Source organism: Stenotrophomonas beteli (assembly GCF_001431665.1).
Lineage (GTDB): Bacteria > Pseudomonadota > Gammaproteobacteria > Xanthomonadales > Xanthomonadaceae > Stenotrophomonas > Stenotrophomonas beteli.
In genome coordinates this window covers 22014-43162 of sequence record NZ_LLXV01000030.1, presented here as the reverse complement: position 1 = coordinate 43162, position 21149 = coordinate 22014, and the positions used below count along the sequence as shown (strand labels likewise).

General features: G+C 65.5%; 17 protein-coding genes. 10 read left to right on the top strand and 7 right to left on the bottom strand.

Annotated elements, in window-relative coordinates; all coding sequences use genetic code 11:
• Window positions 1–156: 156 nt before the first annotated feature.
• From ARC23_RS07780 to ARC23_RS07735, 10 genes are all read left to right on the top strand, one after another.
• Window positions 157–393 carry a YdcH family protein gene (locus ARC23_RS07780; RefSeq protein ID WP_057496722.1) on the top strand — a complete coding sequence of 79 codons (237 nt, stop codon included), beginning with the start codon at window positions 157–159 and terminating at the stop codon, window positions 391–393.
• 299 nt (window positions 394–692) lie between these two features.
• Window positions 693–2063 carry a pyridoxal-phosphate dependent enzyme gene (locus ARC23_RS07775; RefSeq protein WP_057496721.1) on the top strand — a complete coding sequence of 457 codons (1371 nt, stop codon included), beginning with the start codon at window positions 693–695 and terminating at the stop codon, window positions 2061–2063.
• 123 nt (window positions 2064–2186) lie between these two features.
• On the top strand, window positions 2187–3371 hold the full coding sequence (locus tag ARC23_RS07770; protein WP_057496720.1) for a cystathionine gamma-synthase: 1185 nt from the start codon (window positions 2187–2189) through the stop codon (window positions 3369–3371).
• Window positions 3372–3374: 3 nt separating this feature from the next.
• Entirely contained in the window at window positions 3375–4157 is a 783-nt protein-coding gene (locus tag ARC23_RS20390) for an ABC transporter permease (RefSeq protein WP_080393046.1), read from the top strand.
• Window positions 4154–5386 carry an ABC transporter ATP-binding protein gene (locus tag ARC23_RS07760; RefSeq protein WP_238985213.1) on the top strand — a complete coding sequence of 411 codons (1233 nt, stop codon included), beginning with the start codon at window positions 4154–4156 and terminating at the stop codon, window positions 5384–5386. Before ARC23_RS20390 ends, ARC23_RS07760 begins: the two co-directional genes overlap by 4 nt.
• Window positions 5352–6614, top strand: coding sequence for a class I SAM-dependent methyltransferase (locus ARC23_RS07755; protein ID WP_341271522.1), 1263 nt, complete (start codon window positions 5352–5354; stop codon window positions 6612–6614). The genes ARC23_RS07760 and ARC23_RS07755 overlap by 35 nt, the downstream gene beginning before the upstream one ends.
• A 52-nt stretch (window positions 6615–6666) precedes the next feature.
• On the top strand, window positions 6667–8499 hold the full coding sequence (locus tag ARC23_RS07750; RefSeq protein ID WP_238985212.1) for a glycosyltransferase family 2 protein: 1833 nt from the start codon (window positions 6667–6669) through the stop codon (window positions 8497–8499).
• Window positions 8496–9749 (top strand): rhamnosyltransferase WsaF family glycosyltransferase, encoded by a 1254-nt coding sequence (locus ARC23_RS07745; RefSeq protein WP_152985226.1) that lies wholly within the window; start codon window positions 8496–8498, stop codon window positions 9747–9749. Before ARC23_RS07750 ends, ARC23_RS07745 begins: the two co-directional genes overlap by 4 nt.
• 4 nt (window positions 9750–9753) lie before the next feature.
• Window positions 9754–12030 (top strand): hypothetical protein, encoded by a 2277-nt coding sequence (locus ARC23_RS07740; RefSeq protein WP_152985225.1) that lies wholly within the window; start codon window positions 9754–9756, stop codon window positions 12028–12030.
• The gene (locus tag ARC23_RS07735) at window positions 12027–13067 is read left to right on the top strand and encodes a glycosyltransferase family 2 protein (RefSeq protein ID WP_057496718.1); all 1041 of its coding nucleotides are present in this window, start codon (window positions 12027–12029) and stop codon (window positions 13065–13067) included. The genes ARC23_RS07740 and ARC23_RS07735 overlap by 4 nt, the downstream gene beginning before the upstream one ends.
• On the opposite strand, the gene ARC23_RS07730 is transcribed toward ARC23_RS07735, so the two are convergent.
• Genes ARC23_RS07730 through ARC23_RS07700 form a run of 7 tightly spaced genes read right to left on the bottom strand, consistent with a single transcriptional unit; the run spans window position 13032 to window position 21148 of the window.
• The gene (locus ARC23_RS07730; RefSeq protein WP_152985224.1) at window positions 13032–15155 is read right to left on the bottom strand and encodes a hypothetical protein; all 2124 of its coding nucleotides are present in this window, start codon (window positions 15153–15155) and stop codon (window positions 13032–13034) included. The genes ARC23_RS07735 and ARC23_RS07730 overlap by 36 nt on opposite strands.
• Window positions 15152–16276 (bottom strand): dTDP-4-amino-4,6-dideoxygalactose transaminase, encoded by a 1125-nt coding sequence (rffA, locus tag ARC23_RS07725; RefSeq protein ID WP_080393045.1) that lies wholly within the window; start codon window positions 16274–16276, stop codon window positions 15152–15154. The genes ARC23_RS07730 and rffA overlap by 4 nt, the downstream gene beginning before the upstream one ends.
• 34 nt (window positions 16277–16310) lie before the next feature.
• Entirely contained in the window at window positions 16311–16676 is a 366-nt protein-coding gene (locus tag ARC23_RS07720; RefSeq protein ID WP_057496716.1) for an EamA family transporter, read from the bottom strand.
• Between the two features lie 4 nt (window positions 16677–16680).
• Complete coding sequence (locus ARC23_RS07715; RefSeq protein WP_057496715.1) at window positions 16681–17907, bottom strand: acyl-CoA reductase; 1227 nt, start codon at window positions 17905–17907, stop codon at window positions 16681–16683.
• On the bottom strand, window positions 17904–19007 hold the full coding sequence (locus ARC23_RS07710) for a LuxE/PaaK family acyltransferase (protein ID WP_057496714.1): 1104 nt from the start codon (window positions 19005–19007) through the stop codon (window positions 17904–17906). Before ARC23_RS07710 ends, ARC23_RS07715 begins: the two co-directional genes overlap by 4 nt.
• Window positions 19004–20401, bottom strand: a complete 1398-nt coding sequence (locus ARC23_RS07705; RefSeq protein ID WP_057496713.1) for an AMP-binding protein — start codon at window positions 20399–20401, stop codon at window positions 19004–19006. The genes ARC23_RS07710 and ARC23_RS07705 overlap by 4 nt, the downstream gene beginning before the upstream one ends.
• Window positions 20402–21148 (bottom strand): SDR family NAD(P)-dependent oxidoreductase, encoded by a 747-nt coding sequence (locus ARC23_RS07700; protein ID WP_057496712.1) that lies wholly within the window; start codon window positions 21146–21148, stop codon window positions 20402–20404.
• Window position 21149: the final 1 nt, after the last annotated feature.

Here is a 21149-nt window from a genome sequence, read left to right as displayed (position 1 = left end):
TGCAAGCAGGGCGCGAACCGCAGCAGATCGACGTGCGCAGGCCAGTGCCGCAGGTCGTTGCAGGCGTCCAGGTGGCCATCGACCGGCGCTCCTCCATGAACAACGCCCCGTGCCTTTCGGCCGGGGCGTTCGTGTATCTGTCGAAGGAGGTCCATCATGTTTGAAGATCAGCCCCAGAGCGAGATCGACGCACGTCGTGCGCGGGATCCGGAGTTCAGGGCACTCCATGACCAGCACCGCAAGTTGAACAAGAAGTGCATGGATGCGGAGTTGGGTGTACTCCCGATCGATGATGTCACCCTGGGTCGCATGAAGCGCGAGAAGCTGCTGGCCAAGCAACGTCTTCTGCGAATGTACGCAACACCGCTTTCAGCGCCATCCCCCACGCTTTGACGCACCCCGTCACGCCCGGAACGGCGTGGCCCGGCCATTGATGGCCCCGCCAGGCGCTCCTGCCCTGGCATCGCGGCACCGCCGATGAGGCGGCCGCGCCAAGGCACCACAGGCGGTGGTGCCTTGGCCTGCAGGCACAACTCACCGATGCGGGCGGTACCGGTCTCCTCGTCGATCCGGGGCCGCCCGCATCCCTTTTTGCGGGCTCAGGGCCCGGTTCCGTACGACCTGACATTCATCGCCATCCGACGGATAATCAACGGTCCGGCCCTGTGCGGCGCGAATCGAAAGTCCTCCGAATGCCCATTCATTCTTCCGTCCTCGAACTCATCGGCCAGACCCCGATCGTCAAGGCCCAGCGCCTGGACACCGGCGTCTGCGAGCTCTACCTGAAGCTCGAAAGCGCCAACCCGGGCGGATCGATCAAGGATCGCATCGGCCTGTCGATGATCGAGGCGGCGGAGAAGCGCGGCGACCTGAAGCCGGGCGCGATCCTGGTCGAGGGCACCGCGGGCAACACCGGCCTGGGCCTGGCCCTGGTCGCGCAGCAGAAGGGCTACAAGCTCATCCTGGTCGTTCCCGACAAGATGAGCCGCGAAAAGATCTTCAACCTGAAGGCGATGGGCGCCGAAGTGCGCCTGACCCGTTCGGACGTGGCCAAGGGCCACCCGGACTACTACCAGGATCTGGCCCGGACCATCGCCGAGCAGACCCCCGGCGCGTACTTCATCAACCAGTTCGGCAACCCGGACAACCCCGCCGCGCATGAATTCGGTACCGGCCCGGAGATCCTGGAGCAGATGGGCGGCGATCTGGATGCCATCGTGTTCGGCTGCGGCAGCTCCGGCACCATGACCGGCCTGTCGCGCGCGTTCGCCACGCTGTCGCCGAAGACCGAGCTGGTGCTGGCTGATCCGGTCGGCTCGATCCTGGCCGAATACATCAACGACGGCGTGCTCAACGACAAGTCGGGCAGCTGGCTGGTGGAAGGCATCGGCGAGGACTTCCTGCCGTCGATCTCCGACTTCAGCCGTGTCAAGAAAGCCTACGCCATCAGCGACGCCGAGAGCTTCCATACCGCGCGCGAACTGCTGGGCAAGGAAGGCATCCTCGGCGGTTCGTCCACCGGCACCCTGCTGGCTGCGGCACTGAAGTACTGCAAGGAGCAGACCACGCCGAAGAAGGTGCTGGTGCTGGTCTGCGATACCGGCAACAAGTACCTGTCGAAGATGTACAACGACTACTGGATGCTGGACAACGGCTTCCTGCAGCGCCCCCAGCACGGCGACCTGCGCGACCTGATCCTGCGTCCGTACGGCCAGCGCGACACCGTGGTGATCGGCCCGAACGATCTGCTGACCACCGCCTACCAGCGCATGAAGCTGTACGACGTGTCGCAGCTGCCGGTGATGGACGGCGACCAGCTGGTCGGCATCGTCGACGAAAGCGACGTGCTGCTGCACGTCTACGGCGATGAAGCGCGTTTCCGCGACCCGGTCGCCACCGCAATGGTCAGCAAGCTGGACCGGCTGGACGTGAAGTCGCCGATCGAGGCCCTGCTGCCGGTGTTCGACCGTGGCCAGGTGGCGATCGTGATGGATGGCAACAGCTTCCTGGGCCTGATCACCCGCATCGACCTGCTGAACTATCTGCGCCGTCGCGTGCAGTAAGCCGCCGATCGCCGACATTCGCCACTGAATCCCGGTTTATCTGCGTCAAAGGTCGTTAAGGCCGCGCTGATAGACTCCCGATCCTTTGATGGCGCCGCATGCCGGCGCCCACCAGGAAAGAACATGTCCAACGCTACTTCCCAGGATCGCGCCTTGGCCCTGGCTACCCTGGCCATCCACGGTGGCCAGTCACCCGATCCCAGCACCGGCGCGGTGATGCCGCCGATCTACGCCACCTCGACCTATGCCCAGTCCAGCCCGGGCGAGCACCAGGGCTTCGAGTACTCGCGTACGCACAACCCGACCCGCTTCGCCTATGAGCGCTGCGTGGCCTCGCTGGAAGGTGGCACCCGTGGCTTCGCCTTCGCCTCGGGCATGGCGGCCAGCTCGACCGTGATCGAACTGCTGGATGCCGGCAGCCACGTGGTGGCGATGGACGACATCTATGGCGGCAGCTTCCGCCTGTTCGAGCGCGTGCGCCGCCGCACCGCCGGGCTGGATTTCAGCTTCGTCGACCTGACCGATCTGGCGGCCTTCGAGGCGGCCATCACACCGAAGACGAAGATGGTGTGGATCGAGACCCCGACCAACCCGATGCTGAAGATCGTGGACATCGCTGCGGTCACCGCCATCGCCAAGCGCCATGGCCTGATCGTGGTGGTCGACAACACCTTCGCCTCGCCGATGCTGCAGCGTCCGCTGGAACTGGGCGCCGACCTGGTGCTGCATTCGGCCACCAAGTACCTCAACGGCCACTCGGACATGGTCGGTGGCATGGTCGTGGTCGGCGACAACGCCGAACTGGCCGAGCAGATGGCCTTCCTGCAGAACTCGGTGGGTGGCGTGCAGGGCCCGTTCGACAGCTTCCTGGCCCTGCGTGGCCTGAAGACCCTGCCGCTGCGCATGAAGGCGCACTGCGCCAACGCGCTGGCGCTGGCCCAGTGGCTGGACAAGCACCCGGCGGTGGAGAAGGTGATCTACCCGGGCCTGCCCTCGCACCCGCAGCACGAGCTGGCGGGCAAGCAGATGGCCGGCTACGGCGGCATCGTCTCGATCGTGCTCAAGGGCGGTTTCGAAGCGGCCAAGCGTTTCTGCGAGAACACCGAACTGTTCACCCTGGCCGAGTCGCTGGGCGGCGTGGAAAGCCTGGTCAACCACCCGGCGGTGATGACCCATGCCTCGATCCCGGTCGCGCGCCGCGAGCAGCTGGGCATCAGCGATGCGCTGGTGCGGCTGAGCGTGGGTGTTGAGGAGCTGGGGGACCTGCAGGTGGATCTGGAAAATGCGCTGTCTGCAGGGAATCGCTGATCCATGCAGAAGCACGCCAATCTCCTGTTCCTGTTCCGCCAGCTGCTGGGGCGTGAGTTGGCAGCGCGGTACCGCACCACTACGTTGGGTGTTCTCTGGCTGGTCCTGCAGCCGTTGCTGATGCTGTGTGTCTACACGCTGGTGTTCAGTGGCGTGTTCAAGGCGCGATGGGCGGGTGCCGAATCCACCGGCGACTTCGCCCTGATGCTGTTTGCGGGCCTGGTACCCTTCACGCTGCTGTCGGAAGTACTGATCACGGCACCTGGGATCATCGCTGGGCAACCCAACTTCGTGAAGAAGGTGGTCTTTCCGCTGCCGGTGCTGTCGATGGTGAAGGTGGCCGCAGCGCTGACGACCGCCGGCATCGGCCTGACCATCCTGCTGGTCGCGCAGACCTGGCAGTCGGGGCTGCCGTCGGCGTGGGCGCTGGCCTCGCCGCTGATCCTGCTGGAAATGACCCCCATGCTGCTTGCGATCGCCTGGTCGCTGTCGGCGCTGGGGGTCTATCTGCGCGACATCGGCCAGTTCGTCGGCATCCTCAGCAGCGTGCTGCTGTTCCTCAGCCCGATCTTCTTCCCGGCGCATGCAATGCCCGAGGCGGCGCGGGGCCTGGTGTTTTTCAACCCGCTGGTCACGCCCATCGAACAGCTGCGCGCGGTGACGGTGCAGAACTCGGCGCCTGATCTGGCCGCGCTGCTGCCCCACTTCCTGCTTTCGGTAGTGGCGGCGATGCTGGCCTACGCGCTCTTCCGTCGCCTCTCGCGCGGCTTCTCGGACGTCCTATGAACAACCCGCAGACCACCACGTTGCAGGCCTCAGCTGACGCGGCCATCGAAGTGCTGGGCGTGACCAAGGACTATCCGGTCTACGCCAACCCGCGCGACCGTCTGTTGTCGCTGCTGAAGCCTTCCGGCGACCGCGCCAGCCGCACCTTCCGTGCGCTGGACGGCATCAACCTGGTCGTGCCGAAGGGCGAAACAGTCGGCATCATTGGCCGCAACGGCGCCGGCAAATCGACCCTGCTGCAGATCCTGTGCGGCACGGTGCGCCCGACCTCCGGCTCGGTCAGCATCCGCGGGCGCTTTGCCGCGCTGCTCGAACTGGGGGCCGGTTTCAATCCGGATTTCTCCGGCCGCGACAACGTGTACCTGAGCGCCTCGTTGCTGGGCCTGAGCCGCAGGGAAGTGGACGACAAGCTGCAGTCGATCATCGACTTCGCCGATATCGGCGATTTCTTCGACCGGCCGGTCAAGACCTATTCCAGCGGCATGTACGTGCGCCTGGCGTTCTCGGTGGCCATCCACACCGAACCGGATGTGCTGATCATCGACGAAGCACTGTCGGTGGGTGACATCCGCTTCCAGATGAAATGCCTTGCGCGCATCGAACAGATCCGTGCACGCGGCGCCACCATCCTGTTCGTGTCGCATTCGCTCGAGCAGGTCAAGCGCTTCTGCCAGACCGCGTTGTGGCTGGAAGGTGGCAAGGTCAAGCTGCACGGTGAAGCCAGCTTCGTGGCTGACCGTTTCCGCGACTACGAACTGGGCAAGGACCTGGCCGTGGCGCAGGATGCCGAAGTGCGCCAGGCACCCGCCCCGGGCAGCATCCCCGCGCATCTTGAAACGGTTGCACTGAGCACCGACATGCTGGCCCCGTTCGAGCCGCTGACGGTGGACATCAGTTATACCGTCGGCGATGAGGTGGTCGATGGCCTGCTGCTCGGCGTAGCGATCAAGGGCATGGATGGCCTGCATATCTTTGGCCCCAACACCTATCTTGAGCGGGTGGTGATTCCCACCTCCCGCGGCTCGCACCGCGTCAGCTACTGCATCCCGTCGATGACCCTGCTGACCGGCAGCTACCGCGTTGATGTGGGGCTGTTCACCGACAAGGGCCTGGTCTGCCTGGATTATCTGTCCGAAGCCAGTGTCTTCACCGTGGCCGCGCCCTACTTCAGTGAGGGCGTGGTCTATATCCCGCATGAGTGGAAGGTCCATGACCCCGACGCTGCTTGAAATTCCCTTTGACCATTACCAGCGCTACGGTGCGGCGGCGCATCTGCTGCAGGCGCTGGATCTGCCCGCGCCGCGGGTGCTGGAAGTAGGGGCCAACCGTCAGCGTCTGCTCGGGCAGTTCCTGCCACAGGCAACGTTCCTGTACACCGACCTGCATGCCGAAGGGGACGAGAAGGACTTCGTGGTGGCTGACGCCACCGCGCTGCCGTTCCCCGAGCAGGGCTTCGACGCCGTCGTATCGCTGGATGTGCTTGAGCATATTCCCGCGCTCCTGCGTGCCAAGGCCGCAGCCGAGATGGCGCGTGTCGCCAGCCGCGCGGTCATCGTCGGTTTCCCGCCGGACCAGCCGTGGGTGCGCGACGCTGAAGTCGATGCGAATGGTCGCTGGCGTGAGCTGTTCGGCGAGGACTACGTCTGGCTGCAGGAGCACAAGGAATTCGGCCTGGTCGACACCGCTGAGATCGTGGCCGCGTTTGAAAGCGCCGGCATGACGGTGCTGCGCTTCGGCCAGGGCAATGCCGCGTTGTGGTCCAGCCTGATGGGTGCGCATTTCATCAAGGTGAAGTTCCCCGAGCTGGAACCCCTGGTCAGCGCAGCCGACCGTCTCTACAACAGCCGGGTGTTCGCCGGCGACCACAGCGACCAGCCCTATCGCGAGTACTGCGTGGCCGTGCGCCTGCCCAGCGATGCGGCGCGCCTGCAGGCCAACCCGCCGTTCCGTGCCGATCTCGATGCGGAGGCGACTGCGCTGCTGAGCGGTCTCGCCGGCGGCTTGCGTGAGCTGGCGGTGCGTACCGCCAATTCGGAGAAGGAATGGGAATCCACGGCGCGGCTGCTGGATGCCTACATCGCCGATCTTGCCGTGGCCAAGCGCGAGTGGGGCGCCACCGCCGCCTATGCGCAGCAGCTGCAGCAGGTCAAGGACGAGGCCGATGCCGGGTGGCTGCGAAAGCGCGACCAGTGGCAGCAGGCCGAGCTGGAGCTGAAGGCGCGCGTGGCCGATGAGCTGCAGCAGTTGCAGAGCGCCCAGGCACGCATGGCTGAACTGGTGGAGGCCGCGGAGGCCGCCCGCTTGCAGGCACGGGATGTGGAGCGCGAGCTCGAGCAGCGCCTGCAGCAGCGCGCGGCGGACTACCAGCGCTCGCGCCGCAAGTGGCAAGCCGCAATGGTGGGGTTGACGCTGGGCGGCCTGGTCATTGGCGCGCTGGTGGGTTGGGGCGTGTCTTGAAGCGATGGGGCAAGCGGGAAGTGACCGTACTGAATCAACGAGGTAATGCCTGATGTCCAAGATGGGTAATCTGCTTCGCGGAATCTACTGGAGCATTCGTCGCGCACAGGGGCAGGGTGTCTCTGTCGGCACCATCCTCTCTGCACTGGCCCGCGCCGCACGCAGGGGGCCGAAGCATCTGGCGCGGGCGATTCTGGCCTATGCCAATGGATCGCACACGGCAGCAGCGACCACGCCGCCGGACGTCTACGCCGAATGGCTGCGCCAGCAGGCACCGGCTGCGGTTCCAGCCGACGCCGGCCTGATCAGCATCGTGATGCCGGTCTGCAACACGCCGGAGGTGTTCCTGCGCGAGGCCGTGGCCAGCGTCGAAGCACAGACCTACCCGAACTGGGAGCTGTGCATCCACGACGATGCGTCCGATCAACCGCATGTGGCACGCGTGCTGGAAGAACTGGCGCGGCGGTTGCCGAACCTGCGTGTCTCTCGCTCAAGCGAACGGCAGGGCATTGCGGCCACGACCAACGCTGCGGTCGCACTGGCCAAGGGGCGCTGGATCACCTTCCTCGACCACGACGACCTGCTCGAGCCGGATGCACTGGCTGCGGTGGTTGCCTGCCATGTGGCCACCTCGGCAGGGGTCGTGTACACCGACCACGATGTGCTGGGCGAAGACGGCCGCCTCCGCCATCCGTACTTCAAGCCTGACTGGAATCTGGACCTGTTCCTGTCGCAGATGTACCTGGGTCACCTGGTGAGCTTCGATGCTGCGCTGGTGGCGCAGCTGGGGGGGCTGCGCAGCGACTGCGATGGCTCGCAGGACTACGATCTGGTGCTTCGCTGTGCCGCCGCCGGCGCCACCATCGCGCATGTGCCCAAGGTGCTCTACCACTGGCGCGCGCACGCCGGTTCCACCGCGGCCAATGCCGGCTCCAAGCCCTACGCGCATCACGCCGGTCGTCGCGCGCTGCAGCAGCATGTGCAGGCAACCCACCCCGGGGCGCAGGTGGACGACGGCGAGCAGCTGTTCTGCTACGACGTGCGCTACCCATACGCGGACAAGGGCCCTCTGGCCAGCATCATCATTCCGACCCGCGATGGCCTGGACCTGCTGCGCACCTGTGTTGAGTCGCTGTACGCCAAGACCGACTACCGTGCGTTCGAGATCATCGTCGTCGACAACGGTTCAACCCAGGCCGAGACCCTGCAGTGGCTCGAGGCGATGTCCCGCCGCGAGAGCTTCCGGGTGATCCGTGCCGATGTGCCGTTCAACTGGTCGGCACTGAACAACCTGGCTGCGCGGCAAGCGCGTGGCGAGGTGCTGGTGTTCCTCAACAACGACACCGAGATCATCGATGGGCAGTGGCTGCAGCGGCTTGCCGAGAACGCGCTGCGGCCGGACGTGGGCGTGTGCGGCCCGTTGCTGCTGTACGGCGATCGCACCATCCAGCACGCCGGCGTGGTAATCGGCATGGGCGGCTGGGCCGACCATGTATTCAAGGGTGAAGCGCCGGTGCACAACCAGAACCTGTTCGTTTCCCCGGTGCTGCAGCGCCAGGTGCTGGCCGTGACGGGCGCCTGCATGGTGGTGGCACGTGACACGTTCGAGTCGCTGGGCGGGTTCGATGAATCCTTCATTGTCTGCGGCAGCGATGTGGAGCTGTGCCTGCGTGCGCATGCACGCGGCCTTGCCACCGTTTACGTCGCACGTGCGGTGATGATCCACCACGAGTCCAAGACGCGTGATCCGCGTGCGATCCCCGAGAGCGACTTCGTGCGCTCGGCCGAAGCGTATTCGCCGTATCGCGAAGAAGGCGATCCGTTCTTCAGCCCGAACCTGGACTACATGGCTTCGTCGCCCCGTCTGCGCGGGGCCGTGCAATGAGCCGCCTGGGTCACCTGTTGCGGCGCATCGCCGCGCGGCTGGATGCAAGCGCTCCCGGTGCGCCCACGCCCAATACCCACGTTGCCGAGATCACTCCCTGTACCCCCCGGCACGACCCCTGGGAGGGCCGGCGGCTGAACCTGGTGCTGCCGTCGATCAACAAGCAACATTACTTCGGCGGCATCCACACGGCCGTGCTGATCTATCGTGAGCTGTGCCGGTTCTTCCCTGCATCGCGGATCATCCTGGTCGACAGTTCACCGGATGAAGAAGCGCTTTCGCGCTTCTCCGACCATGCGCTGGTCCCGGCAGACCAGACCTCCACGGCAATGCGGCAGATCGTGCCGTTCAGCGATCGCTACCAGAAGACCCTGCCGGTGGCCGGCGAGGACATCTGGGTGGCCACCGCCTGGTGGACGGCGTACGCAGCGCAGCGCATGTCGCAATGGCAGGGCGACAACGGCGGCATTGATCGCCCGATGATCTACCTCATCCAGGACTTCGAGCCGGGGTTCTATGCCTGGTCGAGCCAGTACGCGCTGTCGCTGAGCACGTACCGCCCTGCGCGCGACATCGGCATCTTCAACACGGCCCTGCTTGCCGGGTTCTTCGAGCAGCATGGCCTGCGCTACGAGAAGCACTCGGTGTTCGAACCGGTTCTGCATGACGGGCTGCGCCCGGCGCTGCAGCAGGTCCGTGATGCCGCTGTTCCCCGCCAGCGCCGTATCGTTGTCTACGCGCGCCCGGGCACGCCGCGCAATGCATTCGAGCTGATCTGCGAGGGCCTGCGCCTGTGGGGCTGGAAGGACCCGCGCGCGAGGCAGTGGGAGGTGGCGGCACCGGGTGAACTGCAGGCCGACCTGGATCTGGGCCCGTTCGCGTTGAAGGCGCTCGGCAAGCTGGATATCGATGCGTATGCCCGGCTGTTGTCGACGTCGGCGATCGGCCTGTCGTTGATGGTCTCACCGCACCCCAGTTATCCGCCGCTGGAAATGGCCGCGTTCGGCATGGAGGTGCTGACCAACCGCTACGACAACAAGCGGCTGGACCAGACCGTGGCCAACGTGCATTCGCTCGACAGCATGACCCCCGAGGCGATCTGTGCGGGGCTTGTGGCGCTGGTGGATGCATTTGAACAGCGCGGCATGATGCAGAGTGCCGTTGCCGGAAGCGATCATGCCCTGCTCGGCCAGGGCGAATTCGCCCGTATTGCCAGCGACGTGCACAGCCGCGTGCTGGCAGACGGCTGACTACATGGTCGCCAGTGCTGGAAACGGGCCAAGCCATGGCGTGCTGGGGCGCAACCGCGGCAGGTGGGTGGTCGCCGGCGTCCTGATCTTCATCCTGCTCTGCTCGCGCAGTGTTTCCCAGTTCCAGTTCGTCATTCTTCTGGCGGTCTCCCTGTTGTCCATGGGATGGTTCGGTCATCGGGTACTGGCATGGCTGGGGCTGGCAAGCACAGCGCAGGGACCTGGCCTCTTCCTGAAGGCCTGGCTGGGCCAGTTTGCACTGCTGCTGGTCTGGCTTGTCTCGGCTCCGCTGGCCTGGGCATGGACGAGCTGGGCCGACCTGCCGTTGGCCCTGCCGTTGCTGGTGATGGCGGCACTGTCGATCAGTCTGCTGGCGCATCGAACGCAGGCACGCGGGTTTGCGCGCAGCCTTGTGCCCTCATGCAGCGGTTCTTCGCTGCCGAGCCTGCTGGGCCTGTTCGCACTGGTCGCCATCGCCGCGCTGTACTCACGGCGTGCCGGTGCGCTGGGGCTCGATACCCATCAGCATATTGCCTTCACAACGGCAATGTACGAAGCGGGCTATCCGCTGCTGACCGCCGGCGGTACCGCTTGGCTGGAGAAGTACCCGAAGCTGCTGCATGTGCTGGCCTCGCTGTGGGCCTGGCCCGGCATGGGCCATCACCTGGGGCCGTTCCTGAAGGTGCAACCGGCCCTGCAGGCGACGCTGGCCGTGGTGGGGCTGACCGAGCTGGTGTGGGGGCGCCTGCGCTCACGGGGGCTGTCGCCGGCGCTGTTGATGGCCGGCGGCGCACTGCTGCTTGCGGGCCTGGGTGCGCTCATGCTGCGCGGAACCACGTACTTCTATCCCGTGGCAGACCTCAACAGCACCGGGCGCCTGAGTGCGCTGGCCGTGCTGCTGCTGCCCGCCCTGGCGGCCACCCTGCACGGCATGGCGCGGAACCGGCGCAGCGCCGCGTTCTGCTGGGCCGCGCTACCCTTTGCCGGGGCAATGGCGGTCAAGCTCAATCCTTCACTGGCAGTGGCCTACGCCGGTTTCTCCGTGCCGCTGTTCCTCTGCGTGGCGGTGTTCCCGTGGTTGCACACGCGTGGACTGTCCCTTCGCCTGCTGATGCCGCTGCTGGGGCTGTTCACCGGAACGGCGGCCGGCGTTGTGTTGCTGCTGGCCGATCCTTACTACCTCCAGCTTGTGGCAGAAGCCGTGCCAGAGGTGCGGGCAGGGCTGCAGCAGTTCCTGGGGCTGCGCCTGTACACGCCACCCTCCGTTGCTCTGGTCGAGGGTTCACTGCCGGAGGCGCTTCGTGCGGCGGTGATGTGGGAGCTCTGGCACGGGCCTCAGCCGGCGCCCTGGACGCAGTGGATGCCCGATTCCAGCCAGTTCCTGTGGCGCGCCATCCATCCGCTGGGACATGCTCTGGCGCTTGCCAGCATTGCGGCAGGCCTGGCAGCGCTGCTCTGGCGCCGCTTGGCCGCGGAAAGCCGGCGTCTACTGGTGTCGATTCTGGGGTGGCAGATTGGATTGCTGCTCTCGGTGCTGTGTGCGCAGCGGCTTGCCAACATCGTCCTGCTCGCCCTGGGCCACAGTTCGCTGGAAGCGAGCCTGCTGAGCACCTACTCGCAGCGTTACATCGACCTGCTGGGCATGTATGCGCTGCTCATCCAATCGATGCTGGCACTGGCGTCGCTGCTGCTGCTGCTGGACGCGGTGGGCGCAGGCCGCCACCTCCGCGCCCTGCCCAAGGCCAGCCTGCGCCGCGCCACCGCCATTGTGGTCGCCCTTGGGGCCCTGGCCTTTGCAGTGGTGCCACCGCCTGCACCGCGGGCCAGGACCATGGGATGGCCCTATCCAGTGGACGAAAAGCAGGTGCGGGCGTTCCAGCAGGCCGAGGCGCGTTTGCCGGCGGATGCGGTGGTGCTGGTACCGGCCTACTCGGTCATGCTCAATGGGCGCGAGGACTGGGTGCTGCCCTCTGCCAGCGTCGCGCCCTATCTTCCGTTCGGACAGCGTGACTATCTGTTCAATGTACGGCTGGGGGCCGGCTATCCATTCACGGCACGCGATCTACGACAGCTGCTCTGCAGCAACAAGCCCGCCGCAGCGCGCCAGCAGCTGCGCAGCCTGGGGGTGACCCATGTGTTGATTGATCGTTCCGATCGTGCAACCGATCGTGACATGCTGGAAACACGCCTGTGCATGACCGAGCTGGGCAGGCTGGGCCTGAGCGTGCAGGATGCGATTGCCGCACCGGGCGGCCTCTTCTTCTATCCTCTGCAACCATGACCGCTGCTCTCTCGCCCGACGCTCCCCAGGCCGCTCCCTGCGTACCGCGCATCGCGGTGATCATCCCGTGCTACAAGGTCACCCGCCATATACGCGGTGTGCTGGCAGCGATCGGCCCCGAGGTGACGGCCGTCTACTGCGTGGACGACGCGTGCCCCGAGGCGTCGGGTGATTTCATCGAATCGGATACGGATGACGCCCGGGTGCGGGTGTTGCGCCATGCCCGGAACAAGGGCGTGGGCGGTGCGGTCGTGACCGGCTATCGGGCTGCCATTGCCGACGGCATGGAGATCCTGGTCAAAGTGGACGGCGACGGGCAGATGGATCCGCGACTGCTGCCGTTGTTCGTGACTCCGATCGCGCGCGGGCAGGCCGACTATGCCAAGGGCAACCGTTTCTGGGATCTGGGCCAGATCAGCCGCATGCCCTGGCTCCGTCGCCTGGGCAATCTGGGGCTTTCCTTCCTGGCCAAAGCGTCCACCGGCTACTGGGATCTGTTCGATCCCACCAATGGATACACCGCCATCCACGCCGCGGTCGCCGCACGCTTGCCGCTGGCAAAACTCAGCGAGCGGTACTTCTTCGAAACCGACCTGCTGTTCCGGCTCAACGCCGTGCGTGCCGTGGTGGTGGACGTGCCGATGGACGCGCACTACGGCGAAGAGGTCAGCAACCTCAGCGTAGGCAAGGTGCTGGGCGAGTTCGCCCTGAAGCACGCGCGCAACTTCGCCAAGCGCATCAGCTACAACTACTTCCTGCGCGACCTGTCAGTGGCATCGCTGCAGCTGGTGGCCGGTGTCGTGCTGTTGCTCGGAGGCGGTGCCTACGGCGCTGTTCGCTGGTTCGAACTGTCCGTGGCGGGGTTGGCAGCACCGGTGGGCACGGTGGTGCTGCCTGCCATGGCCATTCTCAGTGGGCTCCAGCTGATCCTGGCCTTCCTCAACTACGACATCGCGCTTCGCCCGCGTGATGTCCTGCACACCCGGCTGCCGCCGCTGGTGTCAGACCAGGTGCGGCAGCGCGATATGGGTGAATGAAGCGGCTGACAGTACAAACAGCAGCAGCGCCACGGCGGTGAACAGGACGCGTCCCCACTGCGACTCGCCGGTGCGCATGAACAGCGGCACCATCATCACCACCAGGCCCATCACATAGCGCCCCTGCGGCTGGAAATCATAGGTCCAGCTGTGCAGGAACGAGGCCAGCACCAGTGCCAGCCCGCAGCCGACACTGGTGATGGCCAGGGCAGGGGAGAGCGTGCGGGTGCCCAGTCCCCAGGCAAGCGCGAGCAACAGGACCCCGAGCACGCACCAGCCGACGAACCGATAGGCGCTCTCGGTGTCGAAGTACTCCATATAGCCATAGACGCCAAAGAAGCTGCGGAACGTTCCCACGTGCCACTCCTTCGGTGCGTCGAGCAGTTGCCCGATCTGCACGCCCTTCTCCTGGAGCTTGAACCCGGAGACCTCTGCGGACAGCGTGCGGGTCACCGAGGGCTTGAATGCGGGCTCGGCGAACCGCTCACGCTGCTGCTCGATCAGTGCGGTCTTGCCCGGGCCGCCGCGGTGCTTGTAGGCATCGGCCGCGATCCACGGCAGGGCCACCGCCGCCGACAGTGCGAGGGTCAGACAGATGCGACCGATCGCTGCGCGGCTGTGGGATTCGCGCAGCAGGACCCAGGCTGCATAGAAGCAGTAGAGCAGCGACAGGCCGGCCATGATGCCCACCACGGTGAGCAGGGAGGAGCCTGCCGCAGCGGCCAGCCCCGTGCCGGCGCCGTTGGCGGCAACGCCGGCCAGCAGCAGCACGACCAGGGACGAGGCCAGCAGGGCGCGCAGTCGCAGCGCGACGACCGACATCGACAACGCGATGAACGCTGCGACCGGCCAGTAGTTCTTCTTTGAAAGAAGCAACAGGCCCAGGCAGGTGCAGAACACCAGCAGATGCCCCAGCGTGGCGGCGTCGAAGGGCCCGCGGCGCTGCAGGAAGCGCTGCAATGGGCCCTCGGGCATCAGTGCGATCGTGGCGGCCAGCATGCCCAGCGCGAAGGGCATTGCATCGCCATTGAAATAGGAGAACACGTACCAGAGCTGTGGCGTGATCAACAGCGGGATGTAGCTGCCCCGCGGCGCGCGGATCACCACCAGGCCAACGAGCATCAGCGCAAACAATGCCAGATTGAACGCGCGATAGGACAGCATCACGTCCAGGCCCAGTTCGCCAAAGATCCGTGAGGTCTTTGCGGCGAACAGGTAGACAACGTTCCATTCGGAAAGATAGGTCACGCCATACGGACTGCTGGTGAAGCTGGTCGCCAGGTCCGGTGCATCCATGCGCGGCGGCGCCCAATGGTGCTGGAAATACCCCGCATCCGCGTCGTGCAGCAGCTCATCGGGGTGCACCGAACGGCCCGAGGTCGGGGAGAACATCGACAGCGCGGTGCACAGCCCGAGCACGATCAGTGCCAATGCCAGGAGCGGCATGGGCCGGCGCAGGAACTGGAGGCTGATGGCTACCAGCAGGCTCAACCAGAATGCCCACCACAGCAGGTTCCACGTAGCCGGTGCTACGCCGGAGTTGCTTTTCATCGGCACCGCCAGCGGGATCGCCAGCTGTGGATCGGTGGCATCGGCGGTGATCACGAACCGTGCGTGTTCCAGGCCGGGGCTGGTGTCGCGTGCCATCTGCACACCTTCCAGCTGCAGCGGGTCTGCGAGTGTCTGTCGCTCGCGCCCGCCGAAGCCAACCGCGCCGATATGCGTGAACACGATGGGCGCTGCGCCGGGATCAGGATCTATCCGGATGCCGTGCAGCGTGCCGCGTGGCAGCTCGTAGCGCAGTTCGGTCTGGCCGGCCTGATAGCGCTTGATCGTGGACAGGGACTCGGAGAGGCCCTGTCCCATGTCGAAATAGACCTGCAGCCGCCCAGGCTGTGCGCTCTCCAGGTCAATGACCAGCACCTGGCGGTTGTACGGCACGATCAGCAGGATCAGCAGCAACAGGCCCGCGACCAGCATCATCAGCCCTTGCAGGCGGCGGTGCATGGACAGGCTGGAGTACCAGCCGGGCAACCCCTTGAGCAGTTCCCGGGCTTCCTGCGCTGCTGAAGTGACCGGTTGATTCATGCGAGCACGTCGTCCGCAGCTGCGAAGATCGCCTCAAGGTGCTCTTCCACGCCCACCCACAGCGGCATGCGCACCAGCCGTTCGCTGAGCGCGTCGGTATTGTGCAGCTCGCCATGGGTACGGCCGGCCTGAAGGCCGGCGGGTGCCGAATGCAGCGGGATGTAATGGAAAACGGTCTGCACCCCGCGGTTCCTCATTTCCGAGATGAAGCGGGTGCGCGCGTCGAGGTCGGGCAGGAGCATGTAGAACATGTGCGCGTTGTGCTGGCAGTCGGCCGGTACGATCGGCCGGCGCAGCCGGCCAGCCGCTTCATGCGGCGCCGCCCATTGCTGGTAACGGTCCCAGATGGCCAGGCGGCGCGCGGTGATCTGGTCTGCTTCTTCGATCTGCGCGCAGAGGAATGCGGCGGTGATCTCGCCGGGCAGGAAGGAGGAACCGACGTCCACCCAGGTGTACTTGTCGACCTGGCCGCGGAAGAAGCGGCTGCGGTTGGTTCCCTTCTCGCGCAGGATTTCCGCGCGTTCGCCGAATCGGGCGTCGCGGCAGAGCAGGGCGCCGCCCTCACCTGAAATGATGTTCTTGGTTTCGTGGAAGCTGAGGGCCCCCAGTTCGCCAATCGTGCCCAGTGGCCGTCCCTTGTAGGTGGACATGATGGCCTGTGCTGCATCCTCGACGATGGCCAGGCCGTGGCGGGCGGCGATGTCCAGCAAGCTGTCCATTTCGCAGGCCACACCGGCATAGTGCACGACGCAGATGGCGCGGGTGCGCGGCGTGATCGCAGCCTCCACCAGGCGCTCGTCCAGGTTCAGCGTGTCCTCGCGGATGTCCACGAAGACCGGCACCGCCCCTCGCAGTACGAATGCGTTGGCGGTGGACACGAAGGTATAGGACGGCATGATCACTTCGTCACCGGGCTGCAGGTCGAGCAGCAGCGCCGCCATCTCCAGCGCGGCCGTGCAGCTGTGGGTCAGCAGCGCCCGCTGCGCCCCGGTGCGCTGTTCAAGCCAGGCGTGGCTGCGCTTGGTGAACTGACCGTCGCCGGACAGGTGGCCGTTGGCGTGCGCCTGCGCAATGTGCCAGAGCTCACGACCAGTCATGAAGGGCTTGTTGAAGGGAATCAAGAGTGTGCCTCGCAGGGTGGGCGTTGGAATGGTGTCAGGCGACCGATCGTGACAGCACGACCACACCCAGCATGATGATCAGCGTTCCGGCGATCTTGTATCCATCCAGCTGCTCACGGAAGATCACGCTGGCAAACAGCGCAACCAGGAAGAAATTGATCGCCATGTACGGGTAGGCCCGGCTGATCGGCATCTTGCTGATGGCCGCCATCCAGCACAGCGATGCACCGAAGGCTGCCGCAAAGGCGGAAATGACCCATGGCTTGAGCAGCAGTTGCAGCACGTTCAACGGCTGCAGCGGCGCGGAAAGCAGGTGGCCGTGGACGCCTACCTGCCACTTCAGGATCAGCTGGCCGTAGACCGTCAGCATGATCGTCAACGCGATGAAGAGGTAGCTCATCGTCTCAGTTCCCTGGCAGGGTGATCTTGCGGGTCAGCACGTCCAGCAGGTCGGTGCCGTCCCAGACCGGGTGGAAGTCGAGTGCGCGGCCGAAAGGCACGATGCGGTCGATGGCACGATTACCGAGCCGGTCAAGCAGCTTGATCAGCGATTCCCGCGGGAAACCCTGCACGACGAGCGTCTGGTCGCGATCATCCAGCTGTGGCGCCAGTGCTTCCAGCGTGTCCAACTGAACGTCCACCACCAGCCCGTGGCCACTCTGCAGCTCGCGCAGGTTTCCATCGGCGCGGGCTGCATCGAGCGTAAGGGGATAGGTGCCCAGTGACGTGCCCGAATGCAGGCCATCGGAGGAGAGTGCGGCCATCAGGTGGGCATCGGTCACCCGGGCCATCATCGCGGCGGGCTCATCTGCGACGGCGCCGGATTGCGAGCGTACCGCAGGCCAGAACCGTGCACGCGCGGCCTCCACTGTTTCCTGCGCGCCAACCCAGTACAGGGTGCGGGGTGAAGAGCACGCCTGCTGGCCGAACCAGAGAACATCGTTGACGAACCGGTGGGCAAGCTGCTGCAGGTCCGCGTCGCTGCTCTGCAGTACATGCGCGGCATCGATGGCTGCCACACCGAATCGATCCGGGAAGGCGAGTTCAACGGCCAACGGCGCCAGCGGCAAGGAACGGATCTTGGCGACCGTTGCGTCGCCGCCCCAGATGATCCGCGCATGGCAGCTGCGGGAGATCAACGTAGTCACCGCGTCATCATGCGGATAGGTCAGCAGCACGCTGCGCTGCAGGACGTCGGCATGCAGTCCTTCCTCGCGCATGGCGTGCAGGATCGAGACCAGTGCCTCGCGTTGGGGACTGTGCTTCTGCGACAGGCGGGCTACGTTGCGATTGCCGGCCAGCACGGACATCAGCCAGGCATAGGCGAACAGCACATCGACGTTGGCCGGCGCAAGATGGAACACCAGGCCACGTGCCAGCAGGTGTTCGGTGGACGGCGCCAGCAGGCGCCGCGACAGCTGCTCCTGCGCCGCCGGACGGAACCAGTGTGCCAGCGTCGCCAGTTCGGGATGCTCGCGCAGCACCGGCAGCGCGAACACACGTCGTGCGAAATCGGCAACGAACGCGCGCGCCTCCGCACTGAAAGGTGACAGCGGCGGCAGCGTGGCCAGGCGCGCCAGCTGATCCGGCAGCGCTGCGTCTGCGTCAATGGAAAACAGGATCTGTGTCATGCGCGGGGTACCGTTCGTGTGTCGCTGCAGCCGCGGACTTCAACGTTCTTGATGCGGCCCAGTACGCTGAAATGCTTCCCGAGCCGACCGCAAGGGCAATCGTCCTCGCCGTGGATCACGCCCAGGTCTTCGGTGAGCAGGCTGTGCCCCGGGTAGCTGCCAGGCAGCAGGCTCAGCACCTGCACGGCACCTGCGGTTCCATTGGCTGTTGGGCTGAGATCCTGCAGGTCACGAATGATCACATCGGCATAAGCCGGTGCATGAAGATGACCGTGCTCGCACTCGAAGAAAATCGATCCGACCTGCTCGACCATGCCGTAATAATTGTGGACGCGATCAATACCGAAGGTGCTGGAGAGCGAGGCCTTGTAAGCGGCATTGTCGACCTTCTGTTCGTCCATCTTCTTCCAGCCGCCGCCATGCACCAGCATGCTGCCTTCGGGGAAGCGCAGCGTCACGCCGTCGCGTGCGGCAGCCTGGACAAAGGACTGCCAGACGATGGAGGTGAAGCCGAACAGCAGTACCGGTTCGTCCGGGGCTTTGGCCAGCCAGTGCGCCAGTGCTGCCCAGTCGGGCTGCAGCTGTTCGTCGAGCAGGTACAGATGGTCGCGGCCGAAGTTGGAGAAGCCCAGAATGCCGGCTGCGCGCGCGTTGAAGCGGCTGCGATCGCGCAGGAACGAGTCGTCGTCGACCACCAGCATGCGCATCCGGCGGTTGCCGGCAAAGTGGGAGAAGATCCGCGTCAGGGCGCGGGTCTGCGCGCGTGCGGTTTCCGCATCGAGGAAGATCCTCGAGACGGCCGCGCCCGTGGTGCCGCTGGAAACCAGCGTGCGCAGTACCTGGTCGTCGGCGACGCTCTTCAGGTCGATCTGCTTGAACAGCCGGACCGGCAGCCAGGGCAGCGATTCCAGCGAGTCCGCCTGGCCGCCGCGCCACAATGCATCGAGCATGGCGCGGTAGGGCGGGCAGGACAGGTGGTGATGCCGGGTGAGCGACTGCAGGCCGTCCAGCAGCCATTCGCGCTTGGCCTGGCGGCCCAGCCCATAGACCTCCGCTTCCAGCGCAGCCGCTGCCAGCGAACTGTCCGTGCCTGCGTTCATTGACGTGCTCCTTGCGCGGCGAGCTGCCGCAGCGACAGATAGTCGATCTTGCCGCTGGACAGCAGCGGCAGCGAATCCAGATGGATGCAGCGGACCAGGCCGCCGAACAGCTTGTAGCGCGCCTGCACCAATTGGCGGACGTTGTCCTGCGCGGCGGGGGCATCGCCATGGCTGAATACGACCAGATCGTCGTCATTGCCCGAGCAGGCGATCTGACGGCCGAGCGCGGTCGACAGCATCGCTTCCACTTCGTCGAGATTGACGCGGTTGCCGGAGATCTTCAGGAACCGTTTGGCGCGCCCGGTGATGTAATGGAACCCTTCGTCATCCACACGGGCCAGATCGCCCGTGCGAAGCAGGCCGTGCAGTTCGTCGGGGCGCGCAAGTTCTTCGCGCGAGGTGGCATAGCCCATCATGACATTGGGCCCCTCGTAGACCAGTTCACTGCTTTCCGCATCGACATGCATACGACCACCCGGCACCGCAATGCCGATGCTGCCGATCTTGTCCAGCAGCCGCTCGGAGGGAACATAGCTGATGCGGGGCGAGGCTTCAGTCTGGCCGTACATGACGAAGAACTGCAGGCCGTGGTCCTTGGCAGACTCGGCAAAATACTGGACCAGTTCGTCGCGCAGGCGGCCACCGGCCTGGGTCAGCATGCGCAGGCTGGGCAGCTGCAGGCGCGCAAGGCCCATGCGGCGCAGTATTTCGTAGGTGGCCGGAACCCCGGACAGGGAAGTGACCGCATTGCCGCGTGCGGCTTCCCAGAACTCGCGGGTCATCAGGCTGTCTTCGCTCAGCACCACGCAGCCACCACAGCCCAGATGGCTGTTGAGGATGGACATGCCAAACGAATAGGCCAATGGCAATGTGGTGATGGCGCGGTCTTCGGGACCCAGGCCGAGATAGGCAACGATCGATGCCGTGTTCGCGGCCAGGCCCTGCGCGGACAACCGCACCAGCTTGGATGAACCCGTACTGCCCGATGTGCTCAGCAGCAGCGCCAGGTCGCCATGCGGCGATGGGAGCGTGAGGTGGGTTTCGCGCAGGTGGATGCCCAGAGTGCCTGCGACATGCACCGTCCGGTAACCCGCCGGCGCCGTGCCCGGCATGGCAAGCCAGTCCGGCGCGTACTGGGTCAGCAGCGCGTCCAGCAGCTCCGGGTCGACATCGGGCTGGATCAGCAGGGGTACCTGACGGGTACTGCGCAGGGCGCCCAGATAGAGCGCGACCGCGTCGATCGTGCTGGGCATCGCCAGCACGCCCATGCCCCGCCCGGCGGGCAGGTGCATGGCCAGGGTATCGGCCAGCACGCCCAGTTCGTCATAGCTGAGCGTCCGTGTTCCCTCGATGAGCGCAGTGCGGTTGCCGTGCGCCAACTGCCAGAACTGCATTCAGACCACCATCTGTCCGTCGATGCCGATGATCTGGCCGGTGATGTAGGCGGAGCTGTCGCCGAGCAGGAACGCGACCAGCTCGGCCACTTCGCGCGGCGTTCCCGCGCGGCCCATGCCGATCGATTCCACCCGCTTGGCGTGGGCGGCCTGCGGCATGGCGCGGGTCATGTCGGTATCGATGAAACCCGGCGAAATCGCATTCACGCGAATGCCCTTGGCAGCCAGTTCCTTCGACGCGGATCGGGTTGCACCGACCAGCGCCGCCTTGCTTGCCGAATACAGGCTCAATCCTGCAGCGCCATTGACGCCCATGATCGAGACGAGGTTGACGATGCTGCCCTTCCGGGTTCGCGCCATCATCCGGCTTGCATGCTGCATCATCATCAACGGCGCTTTGACATTCACCGCCAGCACGCGGTCGATGTCTTCGGCACGGATCATGCCCAGAAGACCTTCGTGCAGGACCCCTGCGTTGTTCACCAGCCCATCCAGGCGGCCGAACTGGTTGAATATCTGCTTGAACACGGCGGCCACCGCATCGACGTCGGCCAGATCGATGACCGCGACCATCGGTTCCGGTGCCCCCTGTGCAGTGACCTCGGCGGCGAGCGCGCGCAGCGCGTCGTCATCGCGCGCGACGATCACCAGCTGGACGTGCTGTGCTGCCAGCAGTTCGCAGATGGCCCGGCCGATGCCTCGTGAGGCCCCGGTAACCAGGACAACGGGAGCGTGGGTGCCCGTCATT